The following is a 19868-nucleotide window of genomic DNA, read 5'->3' as shown; positions in this document are numbered from 1 at the left end:
GCAGCAAACGAGAAGGAGCGCCATGTCGACGATCACCCGTCGCGACGCACTGAAGCTCGCCTCAGCCGCAGCAGCCCTGGTCACAACACCAGCGGTCGCTGCGGCTGCAGCGTATCCAAAGGCCACAGAGCACGCGGCCCCGATTGAGCAGTGGAGCGTCTTCGAGACGGCCTTCGAGGCGAACTCCGACGGCAACCCTTTCGCTTCCGTCACGCTGACGGCGAGCTTTCGTCAGGGCCATCGCGAACTCGTTGTCGATGGCTTTTACGACGGCAGCGGCAGATACAAGCTGCGATTCATGCCCGATGCCGTAGGCGAATGGTCCTTCACCACCATGTCCTCGCTCCCGGCCCTCCACGGCAGGCAGGGAAGCTTCCATTGCACCCCGGCCACCGTCGGCAACCACGGCCCCGTTCGTGTCGAGCGCGGCCATCACTTCGGTTACGCCGACGGCAAACCCTTTCTTCCGTTCGGAACGACAAGCTACAACTGGGCGCACCAATCTCCAGAGCGCCAAACGCAAACACTCGCCGCGCTCAAGGCTGCGCCCTTCAACAAGCTCCGCATGTGCGTCTTTCCTACGCGATTCTCCGATGGTCACAACGAACTGAAGCTCGCTCCCTTCGAGCGCGACGCCAAAGACGACTTCGATCACACGCGTTTGAATCCACTCTTCTTCCAGCACCTCGAAGAGCAGATCGTGGCACTCGGACAACAGGGCATTGAGGCGGACCTCATCCTCTTCCATCCCTACGACGCCTGGGGATTCGCGAAGATGTCCGCGCCCGACGATGATCGTTATCTGCGATACGTCCTGGCGCGTTTCAGCGCCTATCGCAACGTCTGGTGGTCGCTAGCCAATGAGTTCGACCTCGTGCGTTCGAAGACCACCGCAGACTTTGACCGCTTCTTCCGCATCGTTACCAGCAGCGATCCGTATCAGCATCTTCGGTCGATCCATTACTCGAAGGTCATGTACGACTACGCCGCAGCGTGGGTCACGCACGCCTCGCTGCAGACCGACGCCTTCGATCAGGCTCCGCGCTACCTCGCCGACTGGAACAAGCCCGTCCTCTTCGATGAAGTGAAGTACGAAGGCAACGTCGCCAGGCGCTGGGGGAACCTCACCGGCGAAGAACTCGCCCATCGCTTCTGGCTCGGCACCGTGGCTGGCTGCTACGTCACGCACGGTGAAACCCTGCTTCCGCCCGACGCTCCCATGGACGAGACCACGCCGGTCAGCGTCTGGACCGCAGAGGGCGTACAACTTCGCGGTCGCAGCCCCGAGATGATCGGCTTCCTGCGTTCACTCTCAGAAGCTGTCGCCGAATCAGCCGCCGTGCGCGCCGGTTGGGAAGCACAGGCGAACCCCTATTACCTGAACGCTACGACCTACGAAGCCGACGGCAAGACGGCGCACGCCGTCCTCTGGTACTTCGCCGAGCATCAGCCGCTTTGGTACGAGTTTCCTCTTCCTGCGGGCCCCTTTGCCGCTGAGGTCATCGACATCAAAGCACGCACGCGGACGCCACTCAGCGGCACCTTCAGCGGGAAGTCCAAAGTACGTCTGTCGGGGCAGCCCTACGTCGCGGTTCTCTTCCGCAGGAGAAACGAAAAGTAGGGCTTCGGCTGGAAATTAGGCGATTTCCCGCCGGAACGCCCTGTTGAAACCTGTCTGACATATTTGCTTGCGCTGTCAGAGCGCGGGCGCGTATGATTTCCCGGCGTGAGGCTCATCTTTGCGTCTGCCCAGGCGGACGCTCGCAAGCGGCCCAAGTAAGAGAGGATTTTGAGGATGTCGAACGGTTTGAAGTTAGCCAAGTACTCGGTTGGAACGGGCGATCGCTTTGCCCATCAGGCAAAGGCCCAGTTGATGGCCTCCATCAAGGCTGCAGACGCAGGTGTGGACATTGCTCCGGTGTGGAACAAGTCCAACCGCGAGCACATGATTATCGGTACGGACCCGACCCAGGCGCGTAAGGCTGTTGACGCTGCGGTCAAGGAGCTTGGCTGGAACAAGCCTTACTTCGTCGACGCCGACCACATCACGCTCGCCACCGTCGACCGCTTCCTCGCTCCCTGCGACTTCTACACCATCGACGTTGCGGAAGAGATCGGCAAGCCTGCCAAGTCGGAAGACGTGGAAGCGTTCATCGCCCGTCATCCCGAATTGATCGGCGAAGTCGTTATCCCGCGCATCGCCGAGCCCTTCCACACCACTGTGGACTTCGTAAAGGGTGTGGCAAACAAGTTCCTCGCGGCAGTTCAGGCCGCCGGAGCTATCTACCGCCACATCGCTGCAGCCAAGGGCGAAGGCAACTTTATCCCTGAAGTCTCAATGGATGAAACCGACCTGCCGCAGACGCCGGTTGAGCTGCTGATCATCCTCGCCGCCATGGCTGACGAGAAGGTGCCGCTCCAGACCGTTGCTCCCAAGTTCACCGGCCGCTTCAACAAGGGCGTGGACTACGTCGGCGACGTCGCCCAGTTCACCAAGGAGTTCGAGGAAGATCTCGCCGCGATCGACTTCGCGATCAAGCGTTACGGCCTCCCCGAAAACCTTAAGCTCAGCGTCCACTCCGGCTCGGATAAGTTCTCCATCTACAAGCCGATCCGCGAAGCGATCCTCAAGTTCGACGCAGGCGTCCACCTCAAGACGGCTGGCACGACCTGGCTCGAAGAGCTGATCGGTCTCGCAGAAGCGGGCGGATCTGGTCTCGAGATCGCGAAGGAAGTCTACAAGGAAGCCTTTGCACACGCCGACGAGCTCTGCAAGCCGTACGCCACGGTCATCGACATCAAGACCGACCAGCTTCCTTCCGTGGAAGAAGTTCAGGGCTGGACCAGCGAGCAGTACACCTCGGCTCTGCGTCATGACCAGTCGAACCCGGCCTACAACCCAAACTTCCGCCAGTTGCTGCACGTCGGCTTCAAGGTCGCTGCGAAGATGGGCGACCGTTACCTCACGGCTCTGGAAGAGAACGAAGAGCACGTCTCGCGCAACGTGACGGAGAACCTCTTCGACCGCCACATCCGCCCGGTCTTCCTGGGCAACTAACCCCTGCGCTCCAGCTTCGAAGCCTCGTGCTTTGGAGCTGGAGCGTATCATTTTTGAATCGCTTGGATCAGGGAGCAGGGAAGCAGCATGATTGTGGTTTTGATGGGCGTCAGCGGCGCCGGAAAGACGACCATTGGCGAACGCCTCGCCGAGCGCGAAGGCATCACCTTTGCGGACGCGGACAGCTATCACCCGGTCGCGAACAAAGAGAAGATGGCCGCAGGCTTTCCGCTCAATGACGATGATCGTCAGCCGTGGCTCGAAGTCCTCAACGGGCTGATGAAGAGCTGGTTTGACGCAGGCACCGGCGGCGTTCTCGCCTGCTCCGCGCTCAAGGACAAGTACCGCGTCACGCTGGCGCAGAATATGCCAGCCGGTACCGTTGACTTCGTTCTGCTCGACGGTTCTCGCGAGCTGATCGAGAAGCGCCTCCAGGAGCGCCAGCACGAGTACATGAACCCTAAGCTGCTCGACAGCCAGTTGGCAACGCTGGAAAAACCTGCCGACGCGCTGCGCGTCGTAAACGACCGCTCGCCGGACGAAGTCGTTGACGAAATCATCGCTGGGCTTGCAAAGTAAGCCAGCTCGAAATTCAAAAGTAAGCCAGACGAATAGATCAGGAGAAAGCAATGCCGTTCAAGGGATTTGATCTGACGGGCAAGGTAGCCGTCGTTGTGGGTGGAACATCGGGTATCGGTTTGGCCATCGCCAAGGGCCTCGCAGAAGCCGGTGCAGATGTCGTCGCCAGCTCGCGCCGCCTGGAGCAGGTAGAAGAAGCCGCTGCTGCCATTGAAGCGATGGGCCGCAAGTCACTGCGCATCGCGTCAGACGTAAGCGATCGCGCCAGCCTGCAAACACTCTGCGACGAGACCATCAAGGCCTTCGGCAAGGTCGACATCCTCGTGAACTCGGCCGGCAAAATCAAGCGTGCGCCGACGGTCGACTTCCCCGAAGATCAGTGGACCGACATCATGGACACGAACGTCACCGGCACGCTCCGCGCCTGCCAGATCTTCGGCAAGCAGATGCTGGAGAAGGGCTACGGTCGCATCATCAACATCGCTTCGCTCAACACCTTCGTCTCGCTCAAGGAAGTTGCCGCATACGCTGCTTCCAAGGCTGCAGTCGGCGCGCTCACGCGTTCGCTGGCCGTCGAGTGGTCGGCACAGGGTGTCACCGTGAACGCAATCGCCCCCGGAGTCTTCCGCACTGCTCTCAACGCAGAGCTGCTCGATAAGAGCGAGCGCGGCAAGGAACTCCGCATGCGCACCCCGATGAACCGCTTCGGCCAGACCGAAGAGACGGTCGGCGGCGCGGTCTATCTCGCGTCGGACGCAGCTTCGTTCGTTACCGGTGAAATCCTGGTGATCGACGGCGGCTTCCTCGCCAGCGGCGTAAACCAGTAGCTCTCAACCAAAGCAGAAGGGGCGCGGCCTAAGCCGCGCCCCTTCTGCTTTAGTTGGCTTACTCTGCCCGTTCGCGGTTCTGGCGGACGATAAACAGAATCCCACCTAGCAGCAGTGCGCAGATCACATACGCCGCACCATGCCAGTGGTTCGTGAACGCTCCCACCACATCATCATTGTGGCTTTGCGTTGCGCTTACCAGATGGTCTGTCCAGCGATCAAACTGCGGGAAGTTCCCCGTAGCGTACAGCCCAAAGAAGATCATCAGAAGAAACAGCAGTACCAGCCGTGGTGTGATGATTTTGCGCTTCTTCGCCTTTGCCGGGGAGAAGAGTCCCGCTTCATGCGCCACTGGCTCCAGCAGAGCGCCGGGCTTGCGCGCCGGAGCCTTGCGCTTCACCTTCCGACGCTTGGTCGCGCGATCACTGCGCTGCGCGCGCAGAGAGTTCGCCAGCCGCACAACGCCGGACGGCATGTCCTTCATCTCGGAGGCCCTTCGTCCATCGGCCAAGCGAGTCGTGCTCGTAATCGGCTCAGGTTGAGCGGCAATCGGTCGCGTCTCCGCAGGCGGTGGATCGACCACGATCCCCGCAGGCAGCACAGGGCCTTGCTGCAACACCGTCTCCACCAGCTTCGTGGCTTCTTCCTGCGCCAACGGCTGCGGGATTGTGGCTTCTGCAGCATCTTCTGCGGCGTCAGCTTCAATCGCCTGCGTCCGCAGTGCGGTCAGTTTTGCGGCGGCCTCGGCTGCGCGAGAGCGAGCTTCTTCTGCGCGCGCGGCGGCCTGCTCCGCAAGAATCTTCGCAGCTTCTGCGATGTTGGTAGCTGCCGTGAAGTCTGTCGTCCCTGTCTTGGGGGACGCGCCTGTTTCGCTGGTCATGCATCTCTCCGCGGCCGTAAATGCTCGGCTTCCGGGCCCGAAAGTACCGGAAGTTTATATTGCACAGCATTTACGTGGCGAACAAAATCACACGTTGGTTGTGCATGTTTCCTGAAAAGGAACACACACAGCCAACGCAGTGGTAGAAGCTGGAGCTAGTGAGCTCCCGCCGGAGCCTTACCCGGCTTCACCTTCTTGAACAGCCAGACAAAGACAATGCAGATGAAGCACAGGATCGACAGCCACCGAAACACATCCACAAACGACCACAGCGACGCCTGCTTTACAAGCTCCTGATAAAGCTGCGCCTGAGCCGGTGCAAGCGAGTTCGAATGCCCGAAGTACCCCGTCATCGCGGACTGTGACTGCCCAAACGCTGCAGAGCCCACCGCCGTCGATCCACCCTGGCCTGCAATCCCTCCCGGCGACGTGTTCAGAATCTCGTTCTGGTGCACCGCCGCACGGCGCGTCAGCAGCGTCGTCGCAATCGAGATACCGATCGACCCGCCCACATTCCTCATCAGGTTGAATAGTCCTGAGGCGTTGCCGATTTGCTCATTGGTCAGCGTTCCATAAGCCGCCGTCGAGATCGGGACAAAGATAAAGCTCAGCCCAAAGCCCGTGATCAGAATCGGCAGAAAAAGCGTCGTCGGCGAAATGCCCAGCGTCACGTTGCCGAAGTACAGCGTCGTCAGGCCAAACGTGGCAAAGCCAAACGTCAGCAGGTACCGCGGATCAACCTTGCTCGAAAGGTAGCCGATGACCGGCATCCCGCAGATCGCGCCCAGCCCGCGCGGCGCCACCACCAGCCCCGCCGTGAACGCCGTGTACCCCAGCAGTTCCTGGTAGAACAGCGGCAGCACCGTCACCGTGGAGTAGATCCCGATGCCGAACATAAAGATCAGTACCGACCCCACAAGAAAGTTTCGGTTCTTCAGCACCTTCAGGTCCACTAGCGTGTCCTTCTGGAACCACGAGCGGTAGATGAACCAGACCAGGCTTATCACCAGCGCCACTGCGGCCCAGCGAATCCACGTCGCTCCAAACCAGTCATCCTCCTGTCCCTTGTCCAGAATGATCTGCAGGCTGCCCGTCCACACCAGCAACGTAAAGAAGCCGATCTTGTCGAACTTCGACACCTTCGCCTCAGAGATGTACGACGGGTCATGAACGTACCGGTTGATCATGTACAGCGCCAGCAGCCCAATCGGGATGTTGATGTAGAACGCGTAGCGCCAGGAGTAGTTGTCCGTCAGCCAGCCTCCCAGCGTCGGCCCCAGCACCGGCGCAACGACCACGCCGAAGGCGAAGACCGCCATCGCCGCGCCTCGTTTCGCAGGTGGGAAGCTCTCCAACAGAATTGCCTGCGACAGTGGTTGCAACGCGCCTCCACCCGCACCCTGCACCACACGCGCCAGCAGCATCAGACCCAGCGTCGGAGCCGCTCCACAGGCAAAGCTCGCGATCGTGAAGATGGCCACGCAACTCATCAGGAAGCGCTTGCGGCCAAAGCGCAGCGAAAACCAGTTCGACGCCGGCAGAATCACAGCGTTCGCTACCAGATAGCTGGTCAGCACCCACGTCGCTTCGTCGTTCGAGGCTGAAAGCGAGCCGGCAATATACGGCAGCGCCACAGAAGCAATCGAGGTGTCCAGCACCTCCATAAAGGTGGCCAGCATGACAGAAGCCGCGATCAGCCAGGGATTAACTCCCTGGGCTGCCTTCGCGGACTCATCTGCGGGCGCGGCTTGGGCTGCGGCTGCCATAAGGAGAGGTATACCTCCAGAAAACGGAAGAGTGTCAGAGAAATTGCTGCAAGAGACAGCAAAGGATGCTCGTTAGGATGGTGCCCTGCGCTCAGGGGATGCGTCGGAAATAGCGACGGCTGCGAGCGAATCGGCCTCTCGATCACAACCGCCGCCGCGCCTCTGAACCGCTGCACTCCCTCCTGCGTACTGTTATCAGCAGAATTCTTTTTCGATTCAGGATGCTGCCGGAATGGCCGATGACATCTTAGAACCCAGAACCGGAACCCGGAGCCCGACCCGTGCGGGCCCGAACCACACGGCTATGCCATCTATTTCGGCTGCAAATTTGCGACCAAGGGCGGTGCTAGTGCATCCTAAGCATGAAAGTTGATAGAGGGACACTCAACCATGGCAAGTGAATTTGTAAGCGTAATCCGGCCGCAAGGTGAAAAAGCCCAGGGCGAAGGCTCAAAGGGAAAGTCGTATCCTGTTCTTCCTGTTAGGGATACGGTTCTTTTCCCCCATGCTGTGTTGCCTCTTACGGTCGGCCGTGAGAGCTCCATTCAGCTCATCCAGTCACTGGGAGAGGACAAGACCATCCTCGTCGTTGCCCAGAAAGACGCTCGTCTGGACGCTCCCGACGGCAACGATCTGCACGTCGTCGGTACGCGTGCGACCGTTCACAAAGTCGTAAAGATGCCGAACCAGAGCCTCTTTGTCTTCACCGAAGGCACCGAGCGCGTGAAGGTCGGCGCGTTCACCCAGACACAGCCGTTCCTCATGGCTGAGTTTGAGCCGCTCGAAGACCTAGAAACCTCGGAGTCGCCAGAGTATGAGGCCTTGCAGCGGAACGTTGTTGGCCAGTTTCAAGAAATCGTTGGCTCCTCTTCGACGCTTTCGGACGATCTGCAGACCATCGCGATCAACATCGAAGAACCGAACCGCCTCGCCGACTTTGTCGCCTCCAGCCTGCCGTTCCTCTCCACCGCCGACAAGCAGGACCTGCTCGAGACGGCGGACGTAAAAGTGCGCCTGGACAAGGTGAATGCTCAACTCGCCAAGGAGATTGAGGTTCAGCAGCTTCGCAACAAGATCCAGAGCGAGGTGCAGGACTCCGTCCAGCAGTCGCAGCGTGACTTCTACCTGCGCGAGCAGATGAAGGCTATCCAGAAGGAGCTCGGTGATCAGGACGAGACCCAGAAGGACGTTCAGGACCTGCGCGACAAGATCGAAGCCGCCGGAATGCCCGAGGACACCAAGAAGGACGCTCTGAAGGAGCTGAACCGTCTCAGCCGCATGAACCCTGCGGCTGCGGACTACTCGCTGACGCGTAACTACGTCGAGTGGCTCGCCGTCCTCCCGTGGGCGAAGTCGACTGCGGAAGCCGTGGACATTCGCAAGGCGCAGGAAGTGCTTGACGCCGATCACTACGGCCTGACGAAGGTGAAGGACCGCATCCTCGACTACCTGAGCGTTCGTCGCTTGAAGCCGGACATGAAGGGACCGATCCTCTGCTTTGTCGGACCTCCGGGCGTGGGTAAGACCTCGCTTGGCCGTTCGATCGCCAAGGCGCTTGGCCGCAAGTTCTCACGCATCTCGCTGGGCGGTATGCACGACGAGGCCGAGATTCGCGGACATCGCCGTACCTACATCGGCGCTCTTCCGGGGCAGATCATTCAGCACCTGAAGCGTGTGGAGGTAAACGACCCGGTTTTCATGCTGGATGAGATCGACAAGCTCGGCCGCGACTTCCGTGGCGACCCGGCAAGCGCGTTGCTGGAGACGTTAGACCCGGAGCAGAACTCCACCTTCCGCGACAACTACCTCGATCAGCCGTTCGATCTGTCGAAGGTGCTCTTCATCTGCACCGCCAACCAGCTCGATACCATTCCTGCGCCGTTGCTTGACCGCATGGAGATTATCGAACTCTCCGGCTACACCGAGGAAGAGAAGACGAACATTGCGGAGACGTACCTGGTTCCGCGTCAGGTGAAGGAAAACGGCCTGACGCCTGAGCAGATCGAGATTCCGCGAGAGAGCGTAAGCCAGATTGCACGGCACTACACCCGCGAAGCCGGTGTGCGTCGTCTGGAGCAGCTTGTCGGAACCGTTGCGAGAAAAACAGCTCGCAAGGTCGCCGAAGGCACTCTGCCGGAAGGCGAGAAGTTCGTCGTCACCACGGACGTTATCCGCGAGTTCCTGGGCGGCATCAAGGTCCGCGTGGATACAGAGATTGCGGAACGCACAAAGCGTCCCGGTGTTGCTGTGGGACTTGCATGGACTCCTGTAGGCGGCGATGTTCTGTTCATCGAAGCCAACAAGATGAAGGGCAAGGGACACTTCTCCATGACCGGCCAGCTTGGCGACGTGATGAAGGAGTCGGTACAGGCGGCGCATACGTGGATTCGTTCCAACGCAGCGCAGCTTGGTCTCGATGAGGATGTACTGAAGGAACTGGACATCCACGTCCACGTCCCGGCAGGCGCCATCCCCAAGGACGGCCCCTCTGCCGGTGTGACCATGGCGACAGCGCTCATCTCGCTGCTCACCGATCGTCCGGTGCGTCCTCTGCTGGCGATGACGGGCGAGATCACGCTGAGCGGAAACGTGCTGCCGGTCGGTGGCATCAAGGAGAAGTTCCTTGCCGCCAAGCGTGCAGGCGTTCGCGACGTGATTCTTCCGATTGACGTGAAAGCCAACGTGGAGGAAGACCTCACGGCCGACCAGGTGGAAGGCGTAACGATTCACTACGCCTCTCGCATCGAGGACGTCCTCGATGTCGCACTGCCCAAGACCTTGCGCGAAGCTGCCAAGGATGAGGAAGTGCGGGAAGAAGTCCTCGCTGGCGTCGAATAAGCAAGCAAGAAGAAAAGGCCCTGCCCATCCCGGCAGGGCCTTTCTTTTTGCCGCTCGTCACGGCTTCAGATGTTTGCTGACGAAGCTTGCAAGCCGCAGGAAGAGTGGAATCTGGGCAGCATCCGAGAACCAGTGTCCTTCGCCAGGCAGCAGCATCGTTTCGTGCTCCACACCCAACTCTTCCAGCCGAGCGATCAGAGCATGAGCATCACGAACGTTGACCACGTCGTCCGCTTCTCCATGAACAACAAGCGTCGGCGGAAACGCCTTCGTGGCCTGATCCCGGAACGGCTCGATCAGGCCGCCTGAGAGGTCAACGACGCAGCGAATCCTCTTGCGCTCCGGCTCTTGCGGCGAGGCTGAAAGCATCGCCGCAAGCCCCAGCGAAAGAAACGCCCCCAGCGAGACGCCAACCAGCGCCACCCTGCTTGCATCGATCTCAGGCTTCGCCGCAACGTGCTCCAGGCTCGCTCGCACAGCTTCGATCCACAATGGGACGTGCAAGCCATCCATGATGGTTTCGTAGTCCGGCCGGACGGAGTCGGTGCGGTCGAAGTAGTGAGGCGCGAAGAGGGCGATCCCGGCCGCCGTAACCTGAGGGGCAATCCGCTCCAGCCACCAACCGACGTTTCCGCCCGAGCCATGCAGCAGAAGAATGGCTGGAGTCGTCTCATTCACCTTCTCGGGGAGGTGTACTTCCAGGCGCACAGATTTGTCGCCAACCTGAATCGTTTCAATCATGCTCTTTGGATGCAAAAAAGACCGAATAAGCCCTCGGTATTTGGCCTCCAAAGGCAGTTTTTGAGCTGCGCGAACTATTCGAGCTCTGCATCGAACTGACAGACATGCGGCAACTTACCGTCCACGGCGACTGGTTCCATCACGATGGTGTTCGCCCCGGCCGTAAACTTCACATCCCCCAGCGGCCGCCACGATGCCTTCTCACAATCCATCTCTGGCGTGGCCGAAGGCTTGGCATTCATGCCTTTTGTGCCGACAATCTTGCCGTTAACGGTCAGTTTCACCTCGCGACCAGCAATGGGCGTGTACTTGATCTTGAAGAGGTACGTGCCGGCAGTAGGGAAGTCGCGAACCCAAACCGCTTTGGCGGGTGTCCCTGTGGAGTCAAGGCCGCGTGACTCGTCGATTGTGACATTGGTGCTCGACACCTTATCGCGCGAATGCTCCGCACGCCAGTTGTTATGAACGCTCTGGGCACTCACTGCCAGGGTGGTAGCAGAGAGAAGAAATGCTGCGGTTGCGAACGTGACTAGTGATTTCATAAAACGATTTAGTCCTCGGAAAAATGAAGATTTCTGCTGCGTGAGGATGTGTATCAGGCGAGCTATGTAAGAGTCAAATTCTGTGCCTGGAGCTACTCTTAGAGAGATGGCACAGAGTGAAGGCAAAACAATCGAGACCGTCCTGCTGATCGATACCTGTGGTGCAGCGGGAAGCGTGGCGCTTTTTCGAGCAGGGCTGCTCGTGGCGAAGAGTGTCTTGGCAGATCGAAGCGCCTCCGTGCTGTTGCTCTCTGCGGTGTCGGGGGTGCTTTCTGGCGTTCGGCAACCGGATGCTGTGACTGTCGTGAATGGGCCCGGTTCGTTCACCGGGGTGCGCGTGGGGCTTTCTGCCGCGAAGGCGTTGGCCGAGGCGTGGAACGTTCCGCTCTTTGCCGTTTCTCGGCTGGAAGTACTCGGGGAAGGAAGCGCAACGGGGCTGGCGGTGATGGATGCCGGTCGCGGTCAGCTTTATGTGCGCGATCTTGCCACGGGGATGGAGTCACTGGAAGACCGAGCTACGGTGCTGGAGCACATTGCGGAGTCTGCGTTGCCGGTGGTTGCCGAGGCTGCGCTGGCTGCAACGCTACCCAATGCTGCAGTACGTGAGGTGCATGTCGGCGATGCGTGGTCTGCGGTTCAGCGGGCGATAGAACGCGGCGCTGAGGACATCGCTCTTCTGGACGCCAACTATGTTCGCTCTGAGTCAGATATTTACGGCGCAAGGAAGAGTGCGTGAGCGTAGAGATCCGCGAAGCGTCAATCCTGGACCTGCCCGCAATTGAGGGAATTGCAGGCATCACGGCAGAAGCGCCGCAATGGTCTGCAAGGATCTGGGAGAGGATTCTGCAGGAGCCTGCTGCAGGACGCTTCGTGTTGCTTGCGACCTCCGACGGAGAGATCCTGGGGTTTGCTGTGTGCATGCTCATCGCTGGTGTTGCAGAGATAGAGAGCATCGCTGTAGCGGGGACACATCGTCGCCTGGGTATAGGCCGCAAGTTGCTGCTGGCCATGATGGAGCGCGTGCGTTCGGCTGCGGCGGAAGCCATTGAGCTAGAGGTGCGGGAGAGCAACGCTACGGCTCAAGCGTTTTACCGGACTCTTGGCTTTATCGAGAGCGGCAAACGCCGTGGCTACTATGAGCATCCTCGCGAGGACGCAGTCATGATGACGCTGGAGTTGTAACTTGTTGCGGGCTACGCCTTGTGTTTGAAAAGAAAGAGGCTGAGCCGGATATAATCGTTCGATATGGTCCGCGACGGTTTGCTCTACGGAATCTCACTGCTGGTGGTCGCAGTGATTGTTTGGATTCTGACGCATTTCATTTTCCTGGCTGCGGTTCCGGTTCTGCTGGCGGCCTTCTTCCTGTGGTTCTTCCGCGATCCCAGCCGCGTCATTCCTGATGCTCCGGGATTGGTTGTTTCTCCTGCTGACGGCAAGGTGGAAGAGGCAGAGTGGATTGAAACCTCTGCTGGCGATCGCATCCGCATCACCATCTTTCTGAACGTATTTGACGTTCATGTGAACCGCGTTCCGGTTGGCGGCAAGGTGACTGTTGTGGAGTATCGCGCGGGGCAGTTCCTCAATGCGATGAAGTCTGAGTCGGCTGTCTTGAATGAGCAGACACTGATTACCGTGAGCAACGGTTCATACGACGTAAGCTTCAAACAGATTGCTGGCTTGCTGGCTCGCCGCATTATTTGCAACCTGAAGGTTGGCGATGTTGTGACACGTGGTCAGCGTATGGGGTTGATTAAGTTTGGTTCGCGTACTGATATCCTTCTGCCCGCGAACGCTGAGCTTCGCGTGAAGCCTGGTCAACGAGTGAAGGGCGGAAGCTCCATTCTTGCCGTCATTCCGCAGGAGACGACGATTTAATGGCAGCCGAGATGTCTGCAGAGTTCAAGCGTCCTAGCCGAGGGATGTATATCCTGCCGTCGTTGTTTACGGCAGGCAACATCGCCGTTGGCTATTACGCGATCATGCAGGCAATCTATGGCTCTGCGACGCATGATGCGAATGCGTTCGATCGTTCTGCGCTGGCGATTGTTTTTGCCATTCTTTTCGATGGGCTTGACGGACGCATTGCGCGCATGACGAACACGCAGAGCGCCTTTGGTGCCGAGCTTGATTCGTTGGCGGACGTCATCGCCTTTGGCGTAGCGCCGAGCCTGCTCGCGTATCTCTGGGGCGTCAAGCAAGTCATTGGCGAAGAGGCTCCGCAGGTTCACGCACACCTCGTCCACTTCGGCATCGTCGTTTGCTTTCTCTTCCTCATCTGTGGAGCTTGCCGTCTTGCTCGGTTCAACGTCAGCGTTGATCCGAAGCCGCGTAATCCGGGACGACCGGGCCGCAAGTACTTCGTGGGAATGCCTATTCCCGCAGGAGCTGGCTGCCTTGCGGCTGTAGTGCACTTTGAAAGCGGCTCGCCGATCTATAACCCTTGGATGTCCTGCCTGTGGCTGGCGCTGATCGCCTTTATAGGCTTCCTGATGGTGAGCAGCTGGCGTTTCTGGAGTGGTAAGGAAATTGACATGTCGTCGCGCCGACCGGCCCGTTTGTTGGTGCTGGTTGTGGTGTTTGGTGCCATCATGTTTGAGTGGTCGGAGAAGGGGCTGATCGTTCTGGCGATGAGCTATCTTGTCTCCGGCGTGGTGGCTAGACTGGCCTACTCGTGGCAGCGCCGTTCAGAATCCGCGGCATAAGCGAGCCGCATCGAAGAAGGAACTTACATGGCAGGAAAGTTTGCGCGCGCCGTTATCGTCGGTGCCAGCAGTCCACTTGGTAAAGAGCTGGCAGAGCAACTGAATTTGGCCTCATCAGTCGTGTGGGACATCGTCCTGGCCGATACGACTACGGCTGGTCAGATGACCGCCGCGGGGGATGAGGCCGCGATCGTCCAGCCTGTGGCTGCGGAAACCTTTGAGAAGGCCGATATCGTCTTTTTCGCAGGAGATGCAGCCCAAACTCGCGAGCATTGGGCGTTAGCTCAGGCTTCGGGCGCAGGGCTTGTGGACCTCACAGGTGTTCCCGCCGCAGAAACAAAGTCGCTGATGCTTGCTCCGGGTTTCACAACGGCTCAGCCTGATCTGACGACAGTATCGACGAGTATCGTTCACCCTGCAGCCATGATGCTGGCAACGATTTTGAAGCGAGTTTCCAATCTCTCGCTTGCAACGGCTACGGTTTTGCTTCCGGCGTCGAACTTTGGCGACGAAGCGATGGATGAGATGCATAAGCAGACGGTCGCCTTGCTTTCGTTTCAGGCCGTGCCTACAGAGGTTTTCGGAACGCAGGTTTCCTTTGCTCTGCGCGACGAGTCGGGTGAGGATGCGCGTGCGAGTTTGAAGGCCGTTCGTGCGGAGCTGCAGCAGCAACTGCCGTTGGTGGTTGGGCAGGATATGCCTTTAGCGTTGCAAGTGCTGCAGGCTCCTGTATTCCACGGCATCACGGCGTCTATTTTTCTTCAGCTCTCTGCGGCCGAAACATCTGTTGCTGATCTTGCGGAAGCTTTTCGGTCTCAGGGGATTGTCGTTGCGACAGAAGGCGACGGAGAAGACATTAGCAATCAGGCGGCGAACGGGCAGGGAAGTATTCTGCTTCGAATTCGCAGGGCAGAAGGCGCAGCGAACGGATTCTGGCTATGGGCAGCAGCGGATAATTTGCAGCTTGCCGCGGGCAATGCTATTGCGAATGCTGTGGAGATGTTGCAGCTTCGCCCGCCAACAATTGTTCAATAGCGCTGCTACAATAATGAAGCAGCAGCACTGAGCCGGGATGGCGGAATCGGCAGACGCAGCGGACTCAAAATCCGCCGAGGGCAACCTCGTGGGGGTTCGACCCCCCCTCCCGGCACCAAGATAAGCTTCACAAAATGAATAGGTTACAAAGACCAAAGCCTCTCAGCCCGAGAGGCTTTTTCATGCTCAAAAGCGCCGGGGATACTTCTGGTGATACTTTGCTATTTTGGTTCGGGAGGGTGCGTTATGCCGAGGAAACGGAAAGAGGTAAGGGGCGTCTGGGAGCGCGAGCCTGGTAGCGACATCTGGTGGATTAGGTTTCGGGTCGATGGTGTCTTGAAGCGCGAAAAGGTTGGCACGCACAAGGCAGCGTGCGATCTGCTCATCAAGCGTAAGAACGAGATTCGCGAAGGTATCAAGATGCCGGAGAACATGCGGTACACCGCCGTTCGGTTCAAGACCTTATGCGACGACATCCTCGTCTTCAGCAAGAAACATCATCGCGACTTCCGTAGCGTTGAAATCCGAGTGCGGAAGATCGTTGCCGAGTTCGGCGAGAAGCCGGTCGACAAGATCAAGCCAGCTGAGATCGACGCATGGCTATCCCGCGTCACCAAGACACCCGCGACTTCGAATCGCTACCGCGCATTGTTCTCGCTCATCTTCCGCGAGGCCATTCGGAATGGCAAAGCTGCGATCAACCCGGCGCGACTCGTGAGGCAGCGAGCCGAGAACAACGGCAGGATTCGATTCCTGACCGCCGAGGAAGAAGCTTCGCTACGGGAGGCCATTCGTGAGCGCTTCCCAGAGCATGAAGCAGAGCTCACCATTTCCCTCGGGACGGGCATGCGCCTCTCGGAGCAGTACACGCTCGCGTGGAAGAATATCGACTTCGAGCGCCGCGAGATCAACCTCGACAGAACGAAGAATGGCTCTCCTCGCATGATCCCCATGAACGATGCCGTTATGAGTGCGATGGACGAGTTTGCGAAGCGCTCGAAGTCGACGAGCCGGGACGCGCTGGTGTTCCCAATCAAGAACCCGAAGGATTGGTTCAAGCCCGCGATGGAAGATGCCGAGATCGACAACTACCGATGGCATGACAACCGGCACACCTTCTGCTCACGACTGGCGATGCGTGGGGAGAACTTGAAAGCGATTCAGCAACTCGCTGGGCACAAGACGATCCAGATGAGCGCAAGGTATGCGCATTTAGGAGAGAAATCACTACACGTTGCCGTAAGTGGGCTGTAGATTCGTATGCTGTTCGTGTCACCGCTCCGGAGTGGATGACAATTGGCAGGTTTTTAGGGTTCAAATGTTGACTATTGTGCGGTAAAATAGATGATTGAGGACAATATATTGTCTCTTTCTCTCAATACCCTAGCTGAAGTGCAGATGGGGATAGCACGCCGTTTCAAGGCTCGAAGGCTTGCGATGAATCTGCCTCAACAGGAACTGGCGATGAGGGCCGCTGTTTCGTATAGCTCTCTGAAGCGGTTTGAACGCGAGGGGTTGATCTCACTTGATTCGTTGCTGCATCTCGCGATGGTACTAGGCTGTCTCGACGAGTTCGACAGGTTGGCATCAGAGAGTGTGACAAGTCAGGTGCATCAATCACTCGATGCCCTCCTGGAGACGCCTAACGCTCGCCGTAGAGCCACGGGCAAGCAAGGACGCAAGCATGGCTTATAGACCATCAGAGCTGCTGAATGTCTATCTCGACGCTCAGGGCCAACGCCAAAAGGTGGGGAGGCTTGCGTCCAGAGACAGAAGAATACTGTTCGAGTACGACCCAGGCTTTCTCGTCTCAGGAATCGAAGTTTCTCCATTCAAGCTTCCGCTCCAGCCGGGCATCATCACTCCGGACACGACGATCTTTGAGGGGCTGTTCGGTGTGTTCAACGATAGCCTGCCGGATGGATGGGGCCGCCTGCTGCTGGGACCGTACCGTGGAGCGTCACGGAATCCATCGCGGTCAGCTAAACCCTCTTGATCGCCTAGCCTATGTAGGCTCTCGTGGCATGGGGGCTCTGAGCTACGAGCCCGAACTTGGGGAGCAACATGCCGATGCAACTCCACTGGCTTTGGACAAACTTGCCGAGGAGTCGGCAACTGTCTTGGAGGGAAAGAATGATGAGGTTTTTGAGGAGTTGCTGCATCTCAATGGATCGTCCTCTGGCGCTCGGCCCAAGATCGTTGCCCAAGTGAGTGAAGACAAGAATCGGATCATCCATGGCCATCAGGAATTACAACCAGGCTACTCCCACTGGATGATTAAGTTTCCTTCATCGCAGGATGTGCCAGATATCGGGGCAATCGAATTCGCGTATAGCCTCATGGCAAGAGAAGCTGGTGTGGAAATGTCCGAGACGCACCTTTTCCAAACGAAGATGAGCCGGTACTTTGGCACCAAGCGTTTTGACCGCGAGGGAGATAGCCGCATACACATGCACAGTCTTGGCGGCCTAATCCATGCCGACCATCGCAATCCGAGTCTCGATTACGACATGCTCCTGCGTGTCACGATGCGCCTCACGAGGAGCATTTAGGAAGTTGAGAAGGCTTATGCGCTCGCTTGTTTCAACGTAATCGGCCACAACCGCGACGATCACGCGAAGAACTTCACGTTTCTACTTGATGCTCGTAACGAATGGAGACTGTCGCCTGCGTACGACCTGATCTTTTCTTATAGTCCTGCCGGAGAGCAGAGCACGCTCGTGATGGGAGAAGGCAAGAATCCAGGTGTGGAACAACTGAAGGCGCTGGGCAAACAGCATTCCCTCAAGAACGCTCATCAGATTCTGGAAAAAGTTCAGAGCGCAGTCGCTAAGTGGCCTATGTTCGCTGTACGGGCTGAAGCGTCACGCAAGTCTACTAACGGAATCGCTTCGAAGCTCAATGGCCCGCCCCGCCTTTAGAACCAGACCACCGGAAAGATCATTCTTGTCAGCTAGCCAAACGACCAGGATGATCTGCTCGTGCAAAGCGCTGCAGTTCAGAGATTGGTATTAGCACCCTCGCGCCTATGCGCCGTGTTGTTAGCTGATGGTTCGCGACCAAGTAGTCAAGGGCTCTTGCGCTGATTGACAAGAGATCAGCAGCCTCTCGGCGTCCGACGAGGAGGCGTTGGTTGTTGGGCACGGTCTCGCGTGCCGGTGGTTTCTTCTGATCGAATGTGTGATCCTGCATAGCGCTGCACCTCGTGTTCGTATCTTGAGAGGTGAAAGGCATCCCGTCCAATTCATTTTGGGAATACCGCCATCGCTGGGGGCGATGACCAAAGGTTGACTACTTATGTCCTCTTTGTGGAAAATTATTGACGCAGCATTGACAGTCTGTCCGTTTTGTCTCTCAGTTTCGCCTCGCAGTGATGAGCATCGAGGAGGGCCCCATGAGTGATTACGATCATCTTGAGTTTCGTCATCTGAAGTACATCCAGGCGATTGCAGAAACGCGATCGTTTAGCGCGGCTGCAACAGTCGCCAACACCACCCAGTCAAACATCAGCACTCAGATGGCCCACCTCGAAGGGTTGTTCGATATCGAGATCTTCACTCGACATCGTGACGGCGCGGTGCCTACTCCATACGGTGAAGTGCTGGTCGCTTGCGCGCGGGACCTGCTGCAGGTCCGTCAAGATGTCATCGACATGTTGAGAGCCCTGCGGACGGGTGAGATCACTCCCTTGAAGCTCGGCTACTCCTCACTTGTTGGCAAGGAAACACTTCACACGCTGATCGAGACAACGCACAATCTCTTCCCCCACTGCGAAATCTTCTCAGAGGGCGACGAGATCCAAAACTTAGAGCAGCGGGTCGGAAGCGACGAGCTTGACGGCGCATTGGTCACCTTGCCCATAGAGCACAACTCCGACCTGACCACCTGCATAGTCGCAAGACAAAAGCCTCTCGTCTGCATGCGTTCAGATGATGCTCTAGCGGAGCATGAAGCAGTACGAGCGCATCTCCTCAATAACCGCGTGAGCATCTTCCAATTTCCAATGGTCCATCGCCCGGCATATCGGCGGATGCTGGAGTTGCTGAGTGCAGTGGGCATCACCCCGAAGGAGAATAAGCCAACGACGAACGTTGAACACATCCAGTGGATGGTTCAACAGGGTAAATGTCTGGCGTTCTTTCGGAGCGGAACCCGCCTCCTGCCTGGTCTCATCTTGAAGCCGATTCATGGTGCGGATTGGACCATGGATACAGCTTTGGTTCTGAAACCAACTTCGCAACATCCGGCACTCGCTTTGCTGCTTCGTGAACTACGAAAGCGCGCGCGTGAGATGGGTTCACTTTGGGCACCCAAGCAGCCTGAATTGGCGAATGGTCCCTCAAGGCGAAAAGGACCCAAGCCAGCACGCGATAAAGGTGCAGGTGTCCTTCCGCTTTTCGAAGCGAGTTGACGACTTGCTCGAACGCCGTCTCCACGAGAGATGGCAGTATCAAAAAGAAGAATTGGACGACGAGATAATTCGCGCCTAAGGTCTCGGCATACCCGACTGAATCACAGTCGAAGGAGGTGCCGATGTCCCGTCGTATTCGTGTCCGCATTCCTGCCAGAACAGCCGCACAGGTACACCAATGGATTCGTTCCATGGGTGGACTGTTGCTTCTGGTATTCCTTATTCCTCTCACCGCACACGCACAGTCCGGTTCTCCCTTCGATACCGGCTTCACCAATATGCAAACCCTCTTCACGGGCACCGTGGCGAAGGTCGCTTCACTGATCGCAATCGTGATCGGAGGCTACCAGTTCGCGCACGGAGAACCCGGTGCGAAGAAGGCGCTCGCTGGCGTAGCCGCCGGCACGGGAATCGCCGTAATGGCGACCAACGTCCTTTCGTGGCTTTGGGGTTCCTAACCCCCAATCCTTCGCGCTTGCATTTCAACCA

Annotated in this window: 18 protein-coding genes, 1 tRNA gene and 1 pseudogene; 16 read left to right on the top strand and 4 right to left on the bottom strand. The window is 58.1% G+C overall.

Annotation, left to right across the window (positions count from 1 at the left end):
* The first annotated feature begins 22 nt into the window (after positions 1-22).
* From PW792_08830 to PW792_08815, 4 genes are all read left to right on the top strand, one after another.
* Positions 23-1621 carry a DUF5060 domain-containing protein gene (locus PW792_08830; GenBank protein ID MDE1162035.1) on the top strand — a complete coding sequence of 533 codons (1599 nt, stop codon included), beginning with the start codon at positions 23-25 and terminating at the stop codon, positions 1619-1621.
* A gap of 174 nt (positions 1622-1795) precedes the next feature.
* Positions 1796-3058, top strand: a complete 1263-nt coding sequence (locus PW792_08825; protein ID MDE1162034.1) for a tagaturonate epimerase family protein — start codon at positions 1796-1798, stop codon at positions 3056-3058.
* A gap of 87 nt (positions 3059-3145) precedes the next feature.
* Entirely contained in the window at positions 3146-3637 is a 492-nt protein-coding gene (locus tag PW792_08820) for a gluconokinase (GenBank protein ID MDE1162033.1), read from the top strand.
* Between the two features lie 50 nt (positions 3638-3687).
* On the top strand, positions 3688-4464 hold the full coding sequence (locus tag PW792_08815; GenBank protein ID MDE1162032.1) for a glucose 1-dehydrogenase: 777 nt from the start codon (positions 3688-3690) through the stop codon (positions 4462-4464).
* A gap of 58 nt (positions 4465-4522) precedes the next feature.
* Here the strand turns inward: PW792_08815 and PW792_08810 are convergent, their stop codons facing one another.
* Both PW792_08810 and PW792_08805 read right to left on the bottom strand, forming a co-directional pair.
* Positions 4523-5344: a hypothetical protein gene (locus tag PW792_08810; protein ID MDE1162031.1), complete on the bottom strand. Its 822-nt coding sequence runs from the start codon at positions 5342-5344 to the stop codon at positions 4523-4525.
* Between the two features lie 155 nt (positions 5345-5499).
* Positions 5500-7110, bottom strand: a complete 1611-nt coding sequence (locus PW792_08805) for a DHA2 family efflux MFS transporter permease subunit (GenBank protein MDE1162030.1) — start codon at positions 7108-7110, stop codon at positions 5500-5502.
* 390 nt (positions 7111-7500) lie between these two features.
* Between PW792_08805 and lon the strand changes: the two genes are divergently transcribed.
* Entirely contained in the window at positions 7501-9948 is a 2448-nt protein-coding gene (gene lon / locus PW792_08800; GenBank protein ID MDE1162029.1) for an endopeptidase La, read from the top strand.
* Positions 9949-10005: 57 nt separating this feature from the next.
* Here lon and PW792_08795 read toward each other — a convergent pair whose 3' ends face one another.
* Both PW792_08795 and PW792_08790 read right to left on the bottom strand, forming a co-directional pair.
* Positions 10006-10689, bottom strand: a complete 684-nt coding sequence (locus PW792_08795) for a prolyl oligopeptidase family serine peptidase (GenBank protein ID MDE1162028.1) — start codon at positions 10687-10689, stop codon at positions 10006-10008.
* Positions 10690-10763: 74 nt separating this feature from the next.
* Complete coding sequence (locus PW792_08790; protein MDE1162027.1) at positions 10764-11231, bottom strand: hypothetical protein; 468 nt, start codon at positions 11229-11231, stop codon at positions 10764-10766.
* A gap of 106 nt (positions 11232-11337) precedes the next feature.
* Between PW792_08790 and tsaB the strand changes: the two genes are divergently transcribed.
* The 11 genes and pseudogenes from tsaB (at position 11338) to PW792_08735 (ending at position 19837) form a co-directional block, all read left to right on the top strand.
* Positions 11338-11967 (top strand): tRNA (adenosine(37)-N6)-threonylcarbamoyltransferase complex dimerization subunit type 1 TsaB, encoded by a 630-nt coding sequence (gene tsaB / locus PW792_08785; GenBank protein MDE1162026.1) that lies wholly within the window; start codon positions 11338-11340, stop codon positions 11965-11967.
* On the top strand, positions 11964-12413 hold the full coding sequence (rimI, locus tag PW792_08780) for a ribosomal protein S18-alanine N-acetyltransferase (protein MDE1162025.1): 450 nt from the start codon (positions 11964-11966) through the stop codon (positions 12411-12413). Before tsaB ends, rimI begins: the two co-directional genes overlap by 4 nt.
* Positions 12414-12476: 63 nt before the next feature.
* A complete protein-coding gene (locus PW792_08775; GenBank protein MDE1162024.1) occupies positions 12477-13106 on the top strand; it encodes a phosphatidylserine decarboxylase in 630 nt (209 codons plus the stop codon).
* Positions 13106-13933, top strand: a complete 828-nt coding sequence (gene pssA / locus PW792_08770) for a CDP-diacylglycerol--serine O-phosphatidyltransferase (GenBank protein ID MDE1162023.1) — start codon at positions 13106-13108, stop codon at positions 13931-13933. Before PW792_08775 ends, pssA begins: the two co-directional genes overlap by 1 nt.
* A gap of 27 nt (positions 13934-13960) precedes the next feature.
* Complete coding sequence (locus PW792_08765) at positions 13961-14968, top strand: Asd/ArgC dimerization domain-containing protein (GenBank protein MDE1162022.1); 1008 nt, start codon at positions 13961-13963, stop codon at positions 14966-14968.
* Between the two features lie 31 nt (positions 14969-14999).
* Positions 15000-15086 (top strand) — tRNA-Leu (locus PW792_08760).
* Positions 15087-15214: 128 nt separating this feature from the next.
* Complete coding sequence (locus tag PW792_08755; protein ID MDE1162021.1) at positions 15215-16222, top strand: site-specific integrase; 1008 nt, start codon at positions 15215-15217, stop codon at positions 16220-16222.
* A 430-nt stretch (positions 16223-16652) separates the two neighbouring features.
* Entirely contained in the window at positions 16653-16964 is a 312-nt protein-coding gene (locus PW792_08750) for a HipA N-terminal domain-containing protein (protein MDE1162020.1), read from the top strand.
* 28 nt (positions 16965-16992) lie between these two features.
* Positions 16993-17889 (top strand): annotated as a pseudogene (locus tag PW792_08745) (HipA domain-containing protein).
* 473 nt (positions 17890-18362) lie between these two features.
* Positions 18363-19379 (top strand): LysR family transcriptional regulator, encoded by a 1017-nt coding sequence (locus PW792_08740; GenBank protein MDE1162019.1) that lies wholly within the window; start codon positions 18363-18365, stop codon positions 19377-19379.
* A gap of 122 nt (positions 19380-19501) precedes the next feature.
* A complete protein-coding gene (locus PW792_08735) occupies positions 19502-19837 on the top strand; it encodes a TrbC/VirB2 family protein (GenBank protein ID MDE1162018.1) in 336 nt (111 codons plus the stop codon).
* The last annotated feature ends 31 nt before the right edge of the window (positions 19838-19868 follow it).

The sequence above is a fragment of the Acidobacteriaceae bacterium genome (assembly GCA_028283655.1).
GTDB lineage: Bacteria > Acidobacteriota > Terriglobia > Terriglobales > Acidobacteriaceae > Granulicella.
The sequence above is the reverse complement of the archived record's forward strand: the minus strand, read 5'-3'. Positions and strand labels throughout refer to the sequence as shown.